14 protein-coding genes are annotated in these 17,059 nt (G+C 36.2%); 6 read left to right on the top strand and 8 right to left on the bottom strand.

Annotated elements, in window-relative coordinates:
- Window positions 1-82: 82 nt before the first annotated feature.
- From ACSG5Z_RS21820 to ACSG5Z_RS21810, 3 genes are all read right to left on the bottom strand, one after another.
- Window positions 83-1,411 (bottom strand): C40 family peptidase, encoded by a 1,329-nt coding sequence (locus ACSG5Z_RS21820; RefSeq protein ID WP_087983952.1) that lies wholly within the window; start codon window positions 1,409-1,411, stop codon window positions 83-85.
- A gap of 252 nt (window positions 1,412-1,663) precedes the next feature.
- On the bottom strand, window positions 1,664-1,978 hold the full coding sequence (locus ACSG5Z_RS21815; RefSeq protein WP_000400858.1) for a winged helix-turn-helix transcriptional regulator: 315 nt from the start codon (window positions 1,976-1,978) through the stop codon (window positions 1,664-1,666).
- Between the two features lie 172 nt (window positions 1,979-2,150).
- Window positions 2,151-2,993, bottom strand: coding sequence for a DegV family protein (locus ACSG5Z_RS21810; protein WP_000844775.1), 843 nt, complete (start codon window positions 2,991-2,993; stop codon window positions 2,151-2,153).
- A gap of 239 nt (window positions 2,994-3,232) precedes the next feature.
- On the opposite strand from ACSG5Z_RS21810, the gene ACSG5Z_RS21805 reads away from it, so the two are divergent.
- Together ACSG5Z_RS21805 and ACSG5Z_RS21800 are read left to right on the top strand one after the other, a co-directional pair.
- Window positions 3,233-3,868, top strand: coding sequence for a YigZ family protein (locus tag ACSG5Z_RS21805; RefSeq protein ID WP_087983953.1), 636 nt, complete (start codon window positions 3,233-3,235; stop codon window positions 3,866-3,868).
- A gap of 74 nt (window positions 3,869-3,942) precedes the next feature.
- Window positions 3,943-5,076: an LCP family protein gene (locus tag ACSG5Z_RS21800; protein ID WP_087983954.1), complete on the top strand. Its 1,134-nt coding sequence runs from the start codon at window positions 3,943-3,945 to the stop codon at window positions 5,074-5,076.
- Between the two features lie 40 nt (window positions 5,077-5,116).
- Here ACSG5Z_RS21800 and wecB read toward each other — a convergent pair whose 3' ends face one another.
- Together wecB and ACSG5Z_RS21790 are read right to left on the bottom strand one after the other, a co-directional pair.
- Window positions 5,117-6,232, bottom strand: coding sequence for a non-hydrolyzing UDP-N-acetylglucosamine 2-epimerase (gene wecB / locus ACSG5Z_RS21795; protein WP_000140139.1), 1,116 nt, complete (start codon window positions 6,230-6,232; stop codon window positions 5,117-5,119).
- Between the two features lie 74 nt (window positions 6,233-6,306).
- A complete protein-coding gene (locus ACSG5Z_RS21790) occupies window positions 6,307-7,677 on the bottom strand; it encodes a UDP-glucose dehydrogenase family protein (RefSeq protein WP_098649117.1) in 1,371 nt (456 codons plus the stop codon).
- Between the two features lie 586 nt (window positions 7,678-8,263).
- On the opposite strand from ACSG5Z_RS21790, the gene tagO reads away from it, so the two are divergent.
- From tagO to ACSG5Z_RS21775, 3 genes are all read left to right on the top strand, one after another.
- The gene (gene tagO / locus ACSG5Z_RS21785) at window positions 8,264-9,337 is read left to right on the top strand and encodes a UDP-N-acetylglucosamine--undecaprenyl-phosphate N-acetylglucosaminephosphotransferase TagO (protein ID WP_000378314.1); all 1,074 of its coding nucleotides are present in this window, start codon (window positions 8,264-8,266) and stop codon (window positions 9,335-9,337) included.
- A 200-nt stretch (window positions 9,338-9,537) separates the two neighbouring features.
- Complete coding sequence (locus ACSG5Z_RS21780; protein WP_087983955.1) at window positions 9,538-10,275, top strand: polysaccharide deacetylase family protein; 738 nt, start codon at window positions 9,538-9,540, stop codon at window positions 10,273-10,275.
- Between the two features lie 104 nt (window positions 10,276-10,379).
- A complete protein-coding gene (locus tag ACSG5Z_RS21775; RefSeq protein ID WP_435712087.1) occupies window positions 10,380-13,055 on the top strand; it encodes a sigma-54-dependent transcriptional regulator in 2,676 nt (891 codons plus the stop codon).
- A 100-nt stretch (window positions 13,056-13,155) separates the two neighbouring features.
- Here the strand turns inward: ACSG5Z_RS21775 and exsM are convergent, their stop codons facing one another.
- Window positions 13,156-13,569, bottom strand: coding sequence for an exosporium regulatory protein ExsM (gene exsM, locus ACSG5Z_RS21770; RefSeq protein WP_048542536.1), 414 nt, complete (start codon window positions 13,567-13,569; stop codon window positions 13,156-13,158).
- Window positions 13,570-13,758: 189 nt separating this feature from the next.
- Between exsM and ACSG5Z_RS21765 the strand changes: the two genes are divergently transcribed.
- Window positions 13,759-14,940, top strand: coding sequence for a chromate transporter (locus ACSG5Z_RS21765; protein WP_435712085.1), 1,182 nt, complete (start codon window positions 13,759-13,761; stop codon window positions 14,938-14,940).
- Between the two features lie 39 nt (window positions 14,941-14,979).
- Here the strand turns inward: ACSG5Z_RS21765 and chbG are convergent, their stop codons facing one another.
- Together chbG and celF are read right to left on the bottom strand one after the other, a co-directional pair.
- The gene (chbG, locus tag ACSG5Z_RS21760; protein WP_087983957.1) at window positions 14,980-15,684 is read right to left on the bottom strand and encodes a chitin disaccharide deacetylase; all 705 of its coding nucleotides are present in this window, start codon (window positions 15,682-15,684) and stop codon (window positions 14,980-14,982) included.
- A 48-nt stretch (window positions 15,685-15,732) separates the two neighbouring features.
- A complete protein-coding gene (gene celF / locus ACSG5Z_RS21755) occupies window positions 15,733-17,058 on the bottom strand; it encodes a 6-phospho-beta-glucosidase (protein ID WP_000145757.1) in 1,326 nt (441 codons plus the stop codon).
- Between the last annotated feature and the right edge of the window lies 1 nt (window position 17,059).

Here is a 17,059-nt window from a genome sequence, read left to right as displayed (position 1 = left end):
TAAAAACTCAAAAAAGCCGATAACCTACTTATAAAATAGTAAGCTATCGACTTTATACACATGTTTTATTCGTTTATAAATCCTAGAATCTACCGTATCCTAAGAAATGTTTTTGGTTGTAGCTACTGCTTAAGCTAGCGTAAGCAATCCCTTTATCACCAGCATGAATCATTTGGCCATTCCCAACGTAAATACCGATGTGAGATGGACCTGGTTTATAAGTACCTTGGAAGAATACTAAATCTCCAGGTTGTGGGCTACTTACTTTAGAAACTGAGTTCCAGTAACCTGCAACGTCTTGACGTCCTACACCATAGATGTAAGAAATGAATCCACTACAGTCAAAACCACCGTTTGATGGAGATGCACTTCCCCAAACATATGGTAAGCCTAAGTAGTTTCGTGCTTTAGCAATTACACCAGTATCCGGAGTTGGAGCTGGAGCTGGGTTTTGCTCTGGTTTTTTCGTTTCTTGCTTAGGTTCTTCTTTTTTAGGCTCTTCTTTTTTAGGTTCCTCTTTTTTAGGTTCCTCTTTTTGAGCTTGTCCACCATTGTTTGCTGGTTCAGTTTGTGCTGCAGGTGCTTGTGCTGTAGGCGCTTGCGCATCTTTAGCAGCTTGTTCTGCTTGTTTTTGAGCAGCAGCTTCTTGTGCAGCTTTTTCTTGTGCTTCTTGTTCAGCAATACGTTGTAATTGCAGTGCTTGTTTTTCAAGATCTTTCAATTGACTCTCCGTACTTGTCATTGAAGTTACAACTGTATCCATTTTACCGCTTAAATCATTTACTGCAGTTGCTTTTTTCGCTTTTTCAGCGTCAAGTTCTTTCTTAGCAGTTTCAATTTGAGCTTGTGCTTCTTTTAATTCTTTTTGCTTTGTTTTTACCGTTTCAACATCTTTTTTCACGTTCGCTTGATCTTCTTGTTGTGTTTTCATGATATCTTCGTCAGACTCAAGAATTTTAGAAACAGAAGTTAAACGATCAACTAAATCTGCAACGTTTTTAGAGTTTACAAGAACTTCTGTTACAACGTTCGTATTTGGTTGTTCTTGAAGTGCAACTAAACGTTTTCTTAATAACTCTTCACGTTTTGCAATTTTCGTTTGTAGTTCTGCAATATCTTTATTTTTATTTTCGATTAATTGCTCAGTATCCGCAACTTTTTTCGTTGTTTCATCAAGTTTTGAAGCATTCTCTTGAACAGATTTATCCAAACCTTGAATTGTTTTGTTTAAGTCATTCATTTGTTTTTGTAATACATCACGTTCTTGTTGTTGTTTATGTAAAGTGTCATTTTGTGTATTAATTTGTGATTTCACGTCAGAAATTTTATCTTCTGCAAATACATTTGGTGTTAGTCCTGAAAACATTAACCCTGCAACTAATGCGCAAGATGCCATTTTTAGCTTTTTCATTTTATTTTTTACACCGCTTTCTTTTGTCTTTTTTCCGTATATAACCTATAAAATTTATACCATAATTCGGGATTTTTTTTGCTAATGTTACGCTATTGTAAAACAAATGTAATATTATATGTAACTCTATCGCAAAATATGCATATTTTTGTATATACGTGTAGAATTTTAAAAGCTTTTTATAAGCAAAGAAAAAACGCAAGGTTTCCCTTACGTTTTGTTAGATACACTAATACGAATGAAATCAAAACGTTATTTCATCCATTTCTCAGCCCAATTTTGGACTTCATCCATAACACTTTCTAATGCTTTCCCTTTTTCAGTTAAGCCGTACTCGATTCGAACTGGTACTTCCGGATAAACATTACGAACTACAATGCCTTCACTTTCCAATTCCTTTAAACGCTCTGATAACATACGATCGCTCATATTCGGTATAATATCTGCGATTTCTCTAAAACGTTTTGACTCTTCAAGCAAAGATTTAATAATTAAGCCAGTCCATTTTTTACTAAGCAAAGTAAAAGCTGACTCAAACTTTGGACATAAACAAGAATTATGCTCCATATGTTTCACCTCTCTTCTATTATAATATAGTTTCTTGTAAAAAGTAAGTTATAAAACTTTCCTCATTATTTTATTTTACGTACATTTTACCATTTCCAAATATTAACTTGTCAACTACACGTAAAATATCCGTAAAAAAACCCTCTTCAAAAAGAGAGCTTTTTATATCTTATTACTTCGTATACCATCCAAGACCTAGTGCACCTTCACCTAAATGCGTACCAATTACAGCACCGAAATAACCTGTGCGGATTGTAACATGGGGATATTTTGCTTCTAATTCTGCCTTCCATTCATTCGCTTCCTCTTCACGTTGTGCATGAATGATAACTGCTTCCATAGGTACACCTTGACTTGCTTGCTCATCAAAAATTTCAACAATTCGTTTTAACGCTTTTTTACGTGTACGAATCTTTTCAAATGGAATAATGATTTTATCTCTAAAATATAAAACTGGCTTCACTTGTAACAAACTACCAATGAAAGCTTGTGCACTATTTAATCGTCCTCCACGTTGTAAATGATGTAAATCATCCACTACAAAATAAGCGTCCATCGTTTTCTTCATTTCATCAAAACGGGCAACGATCTCTTTCGGATCTTTTCCTTCGCTTGCTAGCTTTGCACCTTCACGTACATAGAATCCTTGTACTTCACAACTAATTTCAGAGTCGTACGTATATACATCAATACCCTCTACCATTTGCCCGGCTGTCGTTGCCGTTTGATATGTACCACTAATCCCACTTGAAAGATGAATGCTAATAACCGCATCATAATCCTTAGATAGTTCTTCAAATAACTCAACAAACTTTCCGATTGCTGGCTGAGAAGTTTTCGGAAGTTCTTCTTGCTCACGTACTTTTACATAGAAATCATCTACTGAAATTTCAGCTTCTTCTTGATAAGATTCCGTTCCAAACACAACGTTTAATGGAATCATATATATATTGAGTTCATCACGAATATGCTTCGGTATATATGCTGTACTATCAGTAACAATAGCTGTTTTCATTTGCGTACCTGCCTTATAAAAAAGTTTTTATTCCCTAAGTTTACACGAAAACTAAAAATGGTGCATCCATACATAAAAATGCCGATTTGAAATAATACTTACCATCTCGACAAATTACAACAAAAAGTTGAAATACTCACCAAAAATTTCAACTTATTTATAAAAAATGTTTGAATATAAAAACGCTCGCTTTTAAAATGTAAAGTACTAGTCATTTTGGTAGATAGGGGCGTATACGAGTGTTATTACAATATTTAACAATCAAAGACTACGGTGAGCACGAAATTGTCATTCAAAAATCAAGATTTATTTGTTATGTTAGCAGAGCTACAACCGAAGCAGAAGCTCAAGAATTTATACAAAAAATAAAAAAACAAAATTGGAATGCCACACATAATTGTTCTGCGTATTTGATTGGCGAACAAGATCAAATCCAAAAAGCAAATGATGATGGAGAACCTAGCGGTACAGCTGGCGTACCTATGTTAGAGGTACTAAAAAAACGCGGTTTAAAAGATACCGTCGTTGTCGTTACACGCTATTTTGGTGGCATCAAACTTGGCGCAGGTGGATTAATTCGCGCATATGGAAAATGTACAAGCGAAGGCATTAATCATGTCGGTATTGTTCAGCGAAAACTAATGCGTGTTATGCAGACCGAAATTGATTACACATTACTTGGCAAAATTGAAAATGAATTACGTAATTCGAAATATGCCATTAAAGATATACATTATCTCGAAAATGTCACATTTGATACGTATGTAGAAGAAGACGGAAAACAAGCATTCACAGATTGGATGATTGAGTTAACAAATGGGAAATGTACAATTACAGAAGGAGATATGTTGTACTTAGAACAAGATGTTATCTAAGAATAACTACATCCTCACCTTTAAAGATTAATGTAGTGAATTACTTTCCTACAAATGAACTAAGGAGATTATATATGGAAGAACGTTATTATCATCTCCAAAATAGCAGAATAAAAAAGAAACGAAGAAGAAAGTTTTTCTACTTCCTTATTTTCGTATTTTTATTTGGTGGTGTAGGACTTTATATATTAAATTCCTACTCTTCTCTCATGGGGATGTATAGTGGTTTTACTCGTCAAAAATCGGACTTGAGAACCGAAGATGTAGAAATTACAAAGGAGCCTTTTACACTCCTCATTATGGGTATAGAAGATTATGCAACGGACGGTCAAAACGGTCGTACAGATTCATTAATGTTTGCGACCGTCAATCCGAAAACGAAGAAGATTTCGCTTATGAGTATCCCTCGTGATAGTCGCGTTCCAATTGTTGGTAAGAACAAAGAAGACAAAATTAACGCTGCGCACGCTTACGGCGGAGAAGAAATGGCAATCAAAACTGTCGAAGGTTTTCTAAAAGTTCCTGTAGACCATTATCTTAAAATTGATTTCCAAGGCTTTAAAGGAATTGTTGATGCTGTTGGCGGTGTTACTGTTGATGTCCCCTTCGATTTTTGGGAGCGTTCAGACGTGGATTACTACAAAAAAATCGAATTTAAGCAAGGACAACAAGACTTAAATGGGGAAGAAGCACTCGCATACGTACGTATGCGAAAGCAGGATCCAAACGGCGATTATGGTCGGGCCGCTAGACAAAGACAATTACTAGCCGCTGTTGCTCAAAAACTAAATTCAGCCTCTACCGTATTTAAAATTAAAGATTTAACAGCAGTCGTTGGAAAATATATAAAAACTGACATTCCTATTTCAGACGGACTGGCTCTTTACAATAAACTATCTGGATTTGATCCTTCTACAATGCAAACGTTCAAACTTGAAGGAGAAGACAAAAAAATAGGTGGTATTTATTACTTCCTTCCAGATCCAATCGGTGTAGAGACAGTACGTAACGAAATTAAAAAAGAATTAGGAGAAACAGCAAACACTCAAGAAAATCCAACTACAAAAACTGAATCAAACCATTCTTCAAATTCTAACTCTGACGAAAAGGCAAAGAAAGAAACGAATCAGAATCAGAACAAAACACCAACTGAACCACCTCCTTCTACGAATGCTCATGCAGAGTGGATTATGAGAAATCAGCAATAACAAAAAGAGCCAAATCGCATATGATTTGGCTCTTTTTTATTTACTTATTAAAGTGTTGTAAAATTGCTTCTACAATGCGCTCTGATGCACGGCCATCACCGTAAGGATTAGATGCTTTTGACATCTTATCATGAGCTTCTTTATCTGATAACAACTCATCAGCAAGACCAAAGATTGTCTCTTCGTCTGTTCCTGCTAATTTCAATGTACCTGCTTCAATACCTTCTGGGCGCTCTGTTGTATCACGAAGAACAAGAACCGGTACACCAAGTGACGGCGCTTCCTCTTGTACACCACCAGAATCAGTTAACATTAAGTATGAACGAGCTGCAACATTGTGGAAATCAATTACATCTAGCGGCTCAATTAAATGAATTCGGCTATGATCGCCTAAAATATCATTCGCTGTCTCACGAACAACTGGGTTCATATGAACCGGATACACAACTTGTACGTCTTCATGCTTATCAACAAGACGTTTAATTGCACGGAACATATTACGCATTGGCTCTCCTAAGTTTTCACGGCGGTGAGCTGTCATAAGTACAAGACGATCGTTTCCAAGTTTCTCTAGTACAGGATGACTATATGTTTCTTTTACAGTCGTTTTTAGTGCGTCAATCGCTGTATTCCCTGTTATGAAAATGCGTGACTCATCTTTATTTTCTTTCTGTAAGTTCGTTGCTGATTTTGTTGTAGGTGAGAAATGAAGATCTGCCATGACGCCTGTTAATTGGCGATTCATCTCTTCTGGGTATGGAGAATATTTATCCCATGTACGAAGTCCTGCTTCAACATGCCCTACTGGAATTTGATTGTAGAAAGCAGCTAAACTCGCAATAAATGTTGTCGTTGTATCACCATGTACAAGTACAATATCCGGCTTTGCTTCTTTCATTACTTTATCCAAACCTTCTAAACCACGCGTTGTAATATCAATTAAAGTTTGGCGGTCTTTCATAATATTCAAATCGAAATCTGGCGTAATTCCAAAGATACTTAATACTTGGTCTAACATTTGACGATGTTGCGCTGTTACAGTCACAATCGACTCAATTTTTTCTGGATGTTTTTGCAACTCTAACACAAGAGGTGCCATTTTAATTGCTTCTGGACGTGTCCCGAAAATTGTCATTACTTTTAAACGTTCAGTCATTTCATTGCCTCTTTTCTTTCACTAGTTACAACTTCTATTATGACATATAAGAATATACATGAATACATGCCTTTTTAACGAATAACGGAAAATTCCCTCTTACAAATACTTTCTCTTCCAACCGAATAATAATCTATCTCTTGCTTCTTGACATCCTCAATAGTATAACAATTTCTTCCATCTAATAAAATAGGTTCTCTCATAAGTTGTGCGTACTTTTCTAACGGATAAGCTCGGATAGCCTCCCATTCTGTCATGATAAAAGCCGCACTCGCTCCTCTAATCGATTCATCTATACATTCGCTATATTGTATAGTCTCTCCAAAGATATTTTTCATATTTGGAATCGCTTTTGGGTCATATAGAACTACATCCGCACCTATATGAATTAATTCTTGTATCATAATAAGGGACGGTGCGTCTCTTATATCATCAGTATTCGGTTTAAATGCCGCTCCCAGTACCGCAATCCGCTTCTTGCTCATATTTAATACTTTCTTCGCTTTCTCAATCAATAACAACTGTTGTTTATTATTCACTTCAATGACTGCTTTTAACAAGCGAAAATCATGCGCCACATTCCCTGCAATTTGCACAAGGGCTTTCGTATCTTTCGGAAAACACGAACCCCCATAACCAATGCCCGCATTTAAAAAAGACGCTCCAATTCTCTTATCCATTCCCATCCCTTTTGCAACGTCTAATACATTGGCTCCTACCTTCTCACATATATTTGAAATTTCATTGATAAAACTAATTTTTGTCGCTAAAAAAGCATTCGATGCATATTTAATCATCTCTGCACTTTTTATATTTGTAACATACGTTTTTAAGCGTAATTCACTATACAAATTCTCCACTTTTCGTGCCGCTTCCTCATTATCTGCTCCAATTACAATACGATCTCCCTGAAAAAAATCGTAAATCCCTGAACCTTCCCGTAAAAATTCCGGATTCGATACGATATGTAATTCATATCTATTTTGTAATTTCTCCTCAATCCATCCCCTCATAACATCATTTGTACCTACAGGAACCGTACTTTTCGTAACGACAATAATGTCATTCGTCGCATATGTTCCAATATCGTCACAAGCACTTCGAATATATGTTAAATCCGCTGTCCCATCTAATAAAGATGGCGTTCCAACTGCAATAAATATAAATTCTGCATCGTAAAATGCTTTTACTCTACTTGTTGTAAAAGTTAAACAATCATTCTCACATGCATCATTTATTAATTCATATAAACCCGCTTCATAAATAGGCAGATCTCCTTGCTTTATCCGTTCAATTTTCTCATCATTTATATCAAAACATGTGACTGAATGGCCTAACATTGCCAATCCTACTCCTGTAATTAATCCAACGTATCCGGTACCTATTATCGTAATTTTCATTTCCTTTTCGCACAGGAATATACAATAGAAAATATACGAATACATAGAATTCTCCCTGTGCTTCCCCCTCTCACATTAAAAATGAGAAAACTCTTTTACTTCTTTATTATATGAATTACTTTTTCCATTCTTTTTTAAGTTTTTGTAAAATTACATGTAAGAATATAAAATGAAACTTTACTCAGTAAGGGTCATCCATCCCCGGCTAATTATTAGTTAAACCAATCAGGCTTTTACAGGAATTAAGATCCCCACCTAACTTCTTTTCTCCAACTGAATTTTGAGGTGCGAACCTTACTGCCCGTTCATGCGGATAAATTCCCACATTTTAACACGGAACTTACTCATTTCTAGGTGTAACACTTATAATACTGAAATAAAAATATTCATTATCGAAAAAAGAGAAAATGTCATATTCTAAAGTCCAATACAATTAACCTTCTCAAACGATTCAACATTCTGTATACAATTGTCATATATTCTATCCGCTTCCATTTACCACACAAAGAAAAAAAGATTGAATTCTAATCTTTTTGTGATACCATATGTTATGAGCCTGTAAATAAACATCATAATTTTCAGATAAATATATTAAAAAAATTACGTTAGACTATAAAAGGGTGGGGTATTAATGGACTCACAAGTGATTTATGCCATCTTGGCATCTTTCATCACTGTACTCGTCGTTACTCCTTTAGTTATTAAGTTAGCTTTTAAAATAGGAGCAACAGATAAGCCAAACGCTCGTAAAGTGCATCAAAAGATTATGCCTCGTCTTGGCGGGTTAGCGATATTTATTGGTGTAGCTGTAGGATTTGTTGTCGGCGGCTTATACGAACAAAGAATGTTATCGATAACGCTAGGTGCGATTATCATTGTAATCATCGGTATTTTAGATGATATGTACGAGTTATCTGCGAAGGTAAAATTCGGTGGACAACTACTAGTTGCCATGATGATTGTAAAAAGTGGATTATTAGTGCAAGTATTATATATCCCAATCCTCGGGGATACTGAACTTGGATGGCTTGCTTATCCAATTACAGTATTTTGGATTGTAGGTATTACAAATGCAATCAACTTAATTGATGGCTTAGATGGGTTATCTGCTGGTATTTCATCTATCGTACTTGCAACGCTAGCATATATGGCCTTCACTAGCCCATGGGGCACTGGAGCCGCTATTATCTTACCACTAGCATTAATTACATTAGCAAGTACAATTGGATTTTTATTCTACAACTTCCATCCAGCAAAAATTTTCATGGGAGATACAGGCGCACTATTTTTAGGATACTGTATTTCTGTTATATCGTTACTTGGATTATACAAAAGTGTAACGTTATTCAGCTTTATCGTTCCAGTTATCATTTTAGGCGTACCTGTATTTGATACGACATTTGCAATTATCCGTCGTATCGTAAATAAAAAACCTATTTCAGCACCAGATAAATCGCATTTACATCACCGTTTACTTGCAATGGGCTTCTCTCATCGTAAAACGGTACTAATTATATACGCATTCGGTATTTTCTTTAGTGTAAATGCAATCATTTTCTCTAGTGCGACATTATGGTTATCCATTATTCTTCTTTTCGTTTTAATCTTCTTTACAGAAATCATTGCTGAAGTAATTGGGCTTGTACATGAACGTTACAAACCACTTATTTCCTTTTATAAAAAAGTGAAAAAACGCGAAGACTAATTGTAGTATAGCCTTTACAATTATGAAATATTCAAATAGCATCCTCTTTCTTATAAGAGGATGCTATTTTTTATTCATCATTTTATATTTCCAAAATATAGATTGTTTGAGAGCTCCACTATTGGAGAAAGATATACATAATAAGAAAAGGATTATATTTTCTTTTTTACATCTTGATTGTCAAACTGAGGGTGAATGTTATGATCAAGCGAGTATTTCAATACGTTATTTTATTTTTAACAATTACTATGTACGCGTCATCTCATGCAGGAGCAACTACAATGCCCCCTGCTGAACATCATCCAAATACTGAAACTACCTCTCCTACAAAAAAAATCGCGTACTTAACATTTGATGACGGACCAAACAAATATACTACGCAAATTTTAAACATCTTAAAGGAAAAGAACGGAAAAGCAACTTTCTTTGTTATTGGTGGAAAAGTACCACATTATAAAAAAACAATGCAACGATTAATTCAAGAGGGGCATTATATCGGACTTCACAGTATGTCACACGATGTAAAACGCCTTTACACTGGTGATCCATCCGCTTTAATTACAGAAATGGAACAAACACAAAATATTGTTCAGCAAGTTACAAAATTAAATTCACATCTCGTTCGTGTCCCGTATGGTAGCATGCCTTACTTAAAAAAGAATTACCGTGATGCACTTGTATCCGCCCAGTATAAAATGTGGGATTGGACAATCGATACATATGACTGGAAAAGCTATGACAATCCTTCTGCTATACTAGAAAGAGTACGTAATCAGAGCGACGAACAAGTCGAAGTGATTTTAATGCATGATTCAAGTGTGACCGTACAAATACTGCCTAAAGTAATTGATTACTTACAGTCACAAGGATACAAACTTCTTCCCTATAATCCATCTTCTCACCTCGAAGTGAACTTTTGGAAAGACACAAGATTGTAACAGCTTTAGTGCCTATTTGCTAAAGCTGTTTTATTTTTCTCTTCCCACCCTTCCCATTTTTGTGTAAAATTTTAAATAGTGATGAAGTTTCGAGGTGAATAGAAATGAAACGAATAGATCTCATTTTTAACGCAATACAAGAAGGCAATTATATAGAAGGTGTAACCGCATCAGAACTAGCTACCCTGTTGCAACTAGATCGTGCCAATGTAAGTAGCGACTTAAACAAACTTGTAAAAGATAAACGTTTATTAAAAACAAATACGCGTCCTGTTCGTTTTTATATAGAAACGAACGCTTCGTTGGAAACGCATTCAAAGGAAATGACTTCATTAGATACATTTGCGATTGAAAATACAAGCCTTAAAATCGCAATCGAAAAAGCGAAAGCTTCTATTCTCTATCCTCCAAACGGTATGCATACTTTACTGCTAGGAGAAACAGGGGTCGGAAAATCTATGTTCGCTTCTTTAATGCACGAATATGCAATTGAAGTTGAACAGCTTCCTAAAAATGCACCATTTATCGTCTTTAACTGTGCCGATTACGCAAATAATCCACAGCTACTACTGGGGCAGTTATTTGGGATTAAAAAAGGAGCTTATACAGGGGCAAGTGATCAAAAAGGGTTAATTGAAAAAGCACATGAAGGGATCCTTTTCTTAGATGAAGTACATCGCCTTCCTCCAGAGGGACAAGAAATGCTTTTCACCTTTATTGACCGCGGGGTATACCGCCGCCTTGGAGAAACAGAAAACGAGCGTAAAGCACAAGTATTAATCATTACTGCAACAACAGAAGAACCAAATTCATTTTTATTAAAAACATTTACAAGACGTATACCAATGACTGTTACGCTGCCACCACTTCGTGAGCGTACACATAAAGAACGATTTGCTTTACTGCAACTATTTTTCACAAATGAAGCAATCCGTCTGCGAAAAGAAATTCACGTTAGTCCGAATGCAATGCGCGCTTTCGTCTTTTACAATTGCCCCAATAACATCGGGCAATTAAAAACGGATGTACAAATTGCCTGTGCGAAAGCCTATTCTGACCTTGTGACAAAGAAACGTGATTCTGTCTATGTTTCAAGTACAGATTTACCTTGGTATATGAAAGAAGGGCTATTCATTGAAAGAAAGAGCCGTCATCTATACCAAATACCAAATGAAACATTTATATTTACAGGTGATGAAGGTTGGAGTAATCATAAAATAGAGAATGAAAAACGTTCTTCTATTTACGATTATATTGATTATAAATACGAAGAACTTCAAGCTCGCGGTATTGAAGAAGACGAATTAGAATTACTAATAGAAAATGATATTCAAAGCTTTTTCGTACAATATTTTAACCAAATTTCTAAAAAAACAAGTCATGAAAATGTTTTTAAAATTGTGGATCGTAATATCGTTTCCGTATGTGAAAGAATTGCGGAACTTGCTGAAAAGCATTTATCTAAGACGTTTGATGAAAAAGTATTTCTCGCTTTAAGCTTACATGTACAGACAACTCTACAACGTTTGCAAGCTGGGAAACAAATTCATCACCCACAATTAAATCAAATTCGTACGAAATATAAAGACGCTTTTTCCGTAGCTATGCAATGCATTCAACTACTGGAGGACGAATTACAAATAACAATGCCTATTGATGAAGCAGGCTTTTTAACAATGTTCTTCGTTGTTGATCCAATTCCTGCCCCACAAACAGAAGTAAAAGTATTAATATTAGCGCACGGCAACGGCATCGCAACAGAAATGGCAAACGTCGCAAACGAACTGCTCGGCATTGAGGAAGTAACCGGTATCGATATGCCGTTACATGAATCGCCGAAAGATTTCTTAGAGCGTGTGAAAGTGTATATGAAAACACTCCAAAATGTAAATGGACTTCTCTTACTCGTCGATATGGGCTCACTCGCTTATATTGGTGATATATTAGAAACTGAGTTCAAAATTCCGGTACGTGTTCTTTCCATGACAAGCACTCCACATGCACTAGAAGCAGCTCGAAAAGCTCAACTTGGCTACTCGTTAGATGCATTGTATGAGACAGTGAAGAACTTAACACCGTTTTACTTAAACGTACAAGAAGAAAAGAAAAAGCCACTATCACCAATGAAATCTGTTATTTTAACAGCTTGTTTAACTGGGGAAGGCAGTGCTTTAGCTATTCAAAAAATGTTAGAGAACTATTTGCGATTTGACAAAGACTTAATTGAAATTATTCCGATTAGTATCGTCCATGAAAAAGATTTAACGAAAATGATTGAGAACATAAAAAAAGAGCGGAATATCATTTGTATCGTCACAAATTTCGATGTGCAGGTGCCATGCTTAACATACCATTTCCAAGACATTGTAAACTACACAGCGATTCAGCCAATTCAAGAATTAATTACGTATGAAGAAACATATGCAAAAATGGCTGATATTCTGGAACAACAAATGCAGCGGAACGACGGAGCATTACTTATTAAAACAATTCGTTACGCATTAAATACAATTCAAGAATTAATTTCCTTACAGCTAACTCCTGACAGCTTAATGGGTGTGATTCTGCATATGAGCTGTATGGTAGACCGTCTTCAAAAAGGAGAAAGCCTCCTCCCTCATCCAGATAAAGAGAAACGAAGACAAGATGAGTACTGGATGTATATGAAAGTGAAAAAAGCATTACAACCAATTGAAAATACATTTGAAATACAAATACCTGATGATGAAGTGTTTTATATCATGGACTTCTTCATTAAAAATCAGCCTGTAAAAAATTAATCGAAGCAGTTTTTTAAATATATCGATTTACCAACAATAACCACTAAAATTTGTACCTTATAGGAAAAAAGGCTGTTCCAAAATATGGACAGCCTTTTTTCTACTTCTTTACTTTTCTGATTCTCCCCCTGATTTCGCCCTTCTTATTAGACTTCGTATAAACATTTACATATACATTCGCCTGAATGATTTCTTGAAGTAAGCTATCAAACGCTCTCCCCTGTAAAGGGCCTTCAAAATCCTCCACATTGACTACACCGGTCACGACTCCTTCATTTACACTAATACCTTGCTTTATTGGACCAAACAAATTTAAAACCACTGGACCTATTTGATCCGCTTTTCCTAAATGAATTTGGCATGATGTAACTTTTTCGATGTTTTTCAATATGATCCGATATTGTAATTTCTTTAAATCATCACTAAATATAAACTCTGTTACACCATAAGCTTCTGTATTTACAGGAGGTAGTTCCCTCTTCCCTGTTAACCTCGCAAAGAAATGTGTTGTCATACAGGCATTCTCCTTATATAAATTTCCCAGCACTACTTCTACTACTTTATGGTTTATACATAATCATTTATGACTTTTTCAAGTTTTAATTACGAAGAAAAGATTCACATAATCTTTACATTAGAATCGTTCCTTTTTCTTTACTATCTCTTGTATAATGCACGTAGGAAAGCATTATAGGAGGTAGTTTTGAAAAATAACAAATATACTTTTCACACATTATTAGAGATTTTTCTCGTCTCATTTAAATTAGGACTTACTTCATTTGGTGGTCCTGTCGCCCATCTTGGCTATTTCCACCACGAATACATACAAAAAAGAAAATGGATGGATGAACGAAGCTATGGAGATTTAGTAGCACTATGCCAATTCCTTCCTGGTCCTGCTAGCAGTCAAGTCGGTATGGGGGTTGGATTATTAAGAGGTGGATTATTAGGAGCTATTATTTCATGGATTGGATTCACTTTACCATCTGTGCTTGTTTTAGTTTTCTTCGCCTCATTCCTTAATCAATTCGACCTTGGAAGTGCTGGCTGGATTCATGGACTAAAACTTGTAGCAGTCGCAATTGTTGCTCATGCCATATGGGGAATGGCGCAAAAATTAACGCCAGACCGAAATCGTGCGACGATTGCTATTGTAACTGCCGCAATCGCCTTATTATGGCCAAGTAGCTGGACACAAGTCATTCTCATTATAGTATCTGGCTTTATCGGCTGGTTTTTATATCGCAACCAACCAATTAGTCAATCTCAAAATATAAAAGTACCTATTTCAAAAACGATAGCAGTTTCTTGTCTCATCTTATTCTTCGGACTATTACTGTTGCTACCAATATTAAGACCGTTCTCATATTACATCGCTTTATTTGATAGTTTCTATCGCTCTGGCGCACTTGTATTTGGAGGCGGACACGTCGTGCTACCCCTTCTTGAAGGTGAGTTCGTACAAAACGGAATGATGACGAAAGAACAGTTCCTAGCTGGATACGGATTAACACAAGCCGTACCAGGTCCACTATTTACATTCGCTTCTTATATAGGAGCTGTGTTAAACGGGACGCTTGGGGCAATACTCGCAACAATTGCAATCTTTCTTCCTGCTTTCTTGCTCGTTATTGGTGTTTTACCATTTTGGGACAGTGTGAGAAAAATATCTTACATACAAGGCGCACTACTTGGAATCAATGCAGCTGTTGTCGGTATTTTATTAGCAGCTTTTTATGATCCTATTTGGACGAGCACAATTATGAACGCTGTAGATTTTGTTTTTGCATCTCTTCTATTTTGCTTGCTCGATTTTTGGAAAACACCACCTTGGGTTATCGTTATACTCGGAGCCTTTGGCGGATATATCCTATCGATTTTGTAAATAAAAAAACGACGGCATTATGTAGCCGTCGTTTTTCTATTAAAACTTCACAAGTTCTATTCCTTCAGGCAACTCGCTCTCTGTTAAAATACGCAATTCTTTCACACGATCCATTACGTAAGAAGAACGCTTCACAAGCTCTGGATCAATATACGCTGGATGAACCATAATTTCTACCGTTTGTTCACCTTGTACTCTTTCTTTTAACTTCACAAAGTAATCTTCCGTCACACCATCCGCGTAAAAGTCACTGTAAAACACGTCAGAAAACGGGCGTACTGCTCGCTCTTCCTCACAACGACGAATTGGAACATTATATGTAGCCGCTAATCTCTCAAGAACATCGTGCAAGATCGGTAATCCATGCACGTGATGATGACTATCTAAATGAGTTGGTTTTAATCCGTAAGATAGAAATTTCTCAATTTGAGCAGTCCATTCTCTCTCAACTTCTTCTGCATTTAGCTTCCCTTCCCATACGACGCTTTGTTTATGAAACAATCCATCGCTATTTACAAGTGATGGTACGTCTCCAAGAAGAGGTTCCCCTGCCGTTAATACGAGATGTACGCCTACTCCGAGTAGGTTATATTCTTTTGCTAAGCGTACCGCATGCTCTGTTCCTGGCATATTCATCATCATCGTCGTTGAATTTACAAGTCCATTTATATGTCCATCAATAATGCCGTAATTTGTACCTTCTGTAAGACCAAAATCATCTGCGTTTACAATTAACTTAATCATCGTAATACCTCCTAATAGAATAAAAAAAGCGGGCTAAATAGCGCCGCTTTATTTCTCTACCTTTTTGAAGAACTGTGGAAGATATTCTTTATGTGCTTCCAACATTTCATCTAAAATTTGTTTTGCAACTTTATCTGATGGTACAAGTGGATTAATTGTCATAGCAAGCAGCGCTTTATGATAATCTCCTGTAACAGCAGCTTCAATTGTTGTGCGCTCAAATGATTTAATTTGTTGTACTAAACCGCGAACTGGTACGGGAAGATCTCCGACCGCAATTGGTTTTGGACCTTCTTTCGTAATAATACAGTTCACTTCAACAGCAGAATCATGCGGTAAGCTTGCAATTGTTCCGTTGTTTCGTGTATTAACAGGCTGGATATCACCTTTATTATTGTAAATAGACGTAATTAAGCTACATGCTGCGTCACTATAATAAGCGCCGCCACGTTTTTCTAATTGTGGTGGTTTAATATCTAAGTTCGGGTCTTTATATAACTCGAATAAATCATCTTCTAATTGTTTTACTACTTCTGCACGTGTACCTTTTTCAACCGAAGCTTCTTTCTCTTCTTCTAACATTTCACGTGTTTTGTAGTAATAACGATGGTATGGACATGGAATTGCACGAAGACCGCGAATAAAGTCTGGCTCCCAGTTAAGTGCTGCAATATTTTCCATCGTAATTTGCTTTTCTGGATCTGTTACAAGCTCTAACACACGATCCATTACACTTACACCATCTAAATATACGTCTAGTCCGTATACCATATGATTTAAACCTGCGAAATCAACGTGGACACGACTTGCATCTACTTCAAGTAATCTTGCAAGACCCATACGGATTCCGATTGGAACGTTACATAGACCGACCACTCTTTGAATATTTGTATAACGAAGCACAGCTTCTGTTACCATACCTGCTGGGTTCGCGAAGTTAATTAACCATGCATTCGGACAAAGCTCCTCCATATCCTTACAAATATCTAAAATAACAGGAATCGTTCTCAGTGCTTTGAATAAACCACCAGGACCATTCGTTTCCTGACCGATTACATCATATTTTAACGGGATTGCTTCATCTTTTGCACGAGCTTCTAATAAACCTACGCGAAGCTGCGTTGTTACGAAGTCAGCATCTTTTAATGCTTCACGGCGATCAAGTGTTAAATGTACCTCGATTGGTAAACCAGATTTTTTCACCATACGCTTCGCTAAGTTACCAACGATTTCTAATTTTTCTTTTCCTGCCTCAATATCTACTAACCAAATTTCACGAACAGGAAGCTCATCATAACGTTTAATAAATCCTTCAATTAATTCTGGTGTATAACTAGATCCACCGCCGATTGTAGCAATTTTAATTCCAGTCATG

The organism is Bacillus pretiosus (assembly GCF_051294775.1).
GTDB classification, from domain to species: domain Bacteria; phylum Bacillota; class Bacilli; order Bacillales; family Bacillaceae_G; genus Bacillus_A; species Bacillus_A wiedmannii.
This window is presented reverse-complemented; position numbering and strand designations above follow the sequence as displayed.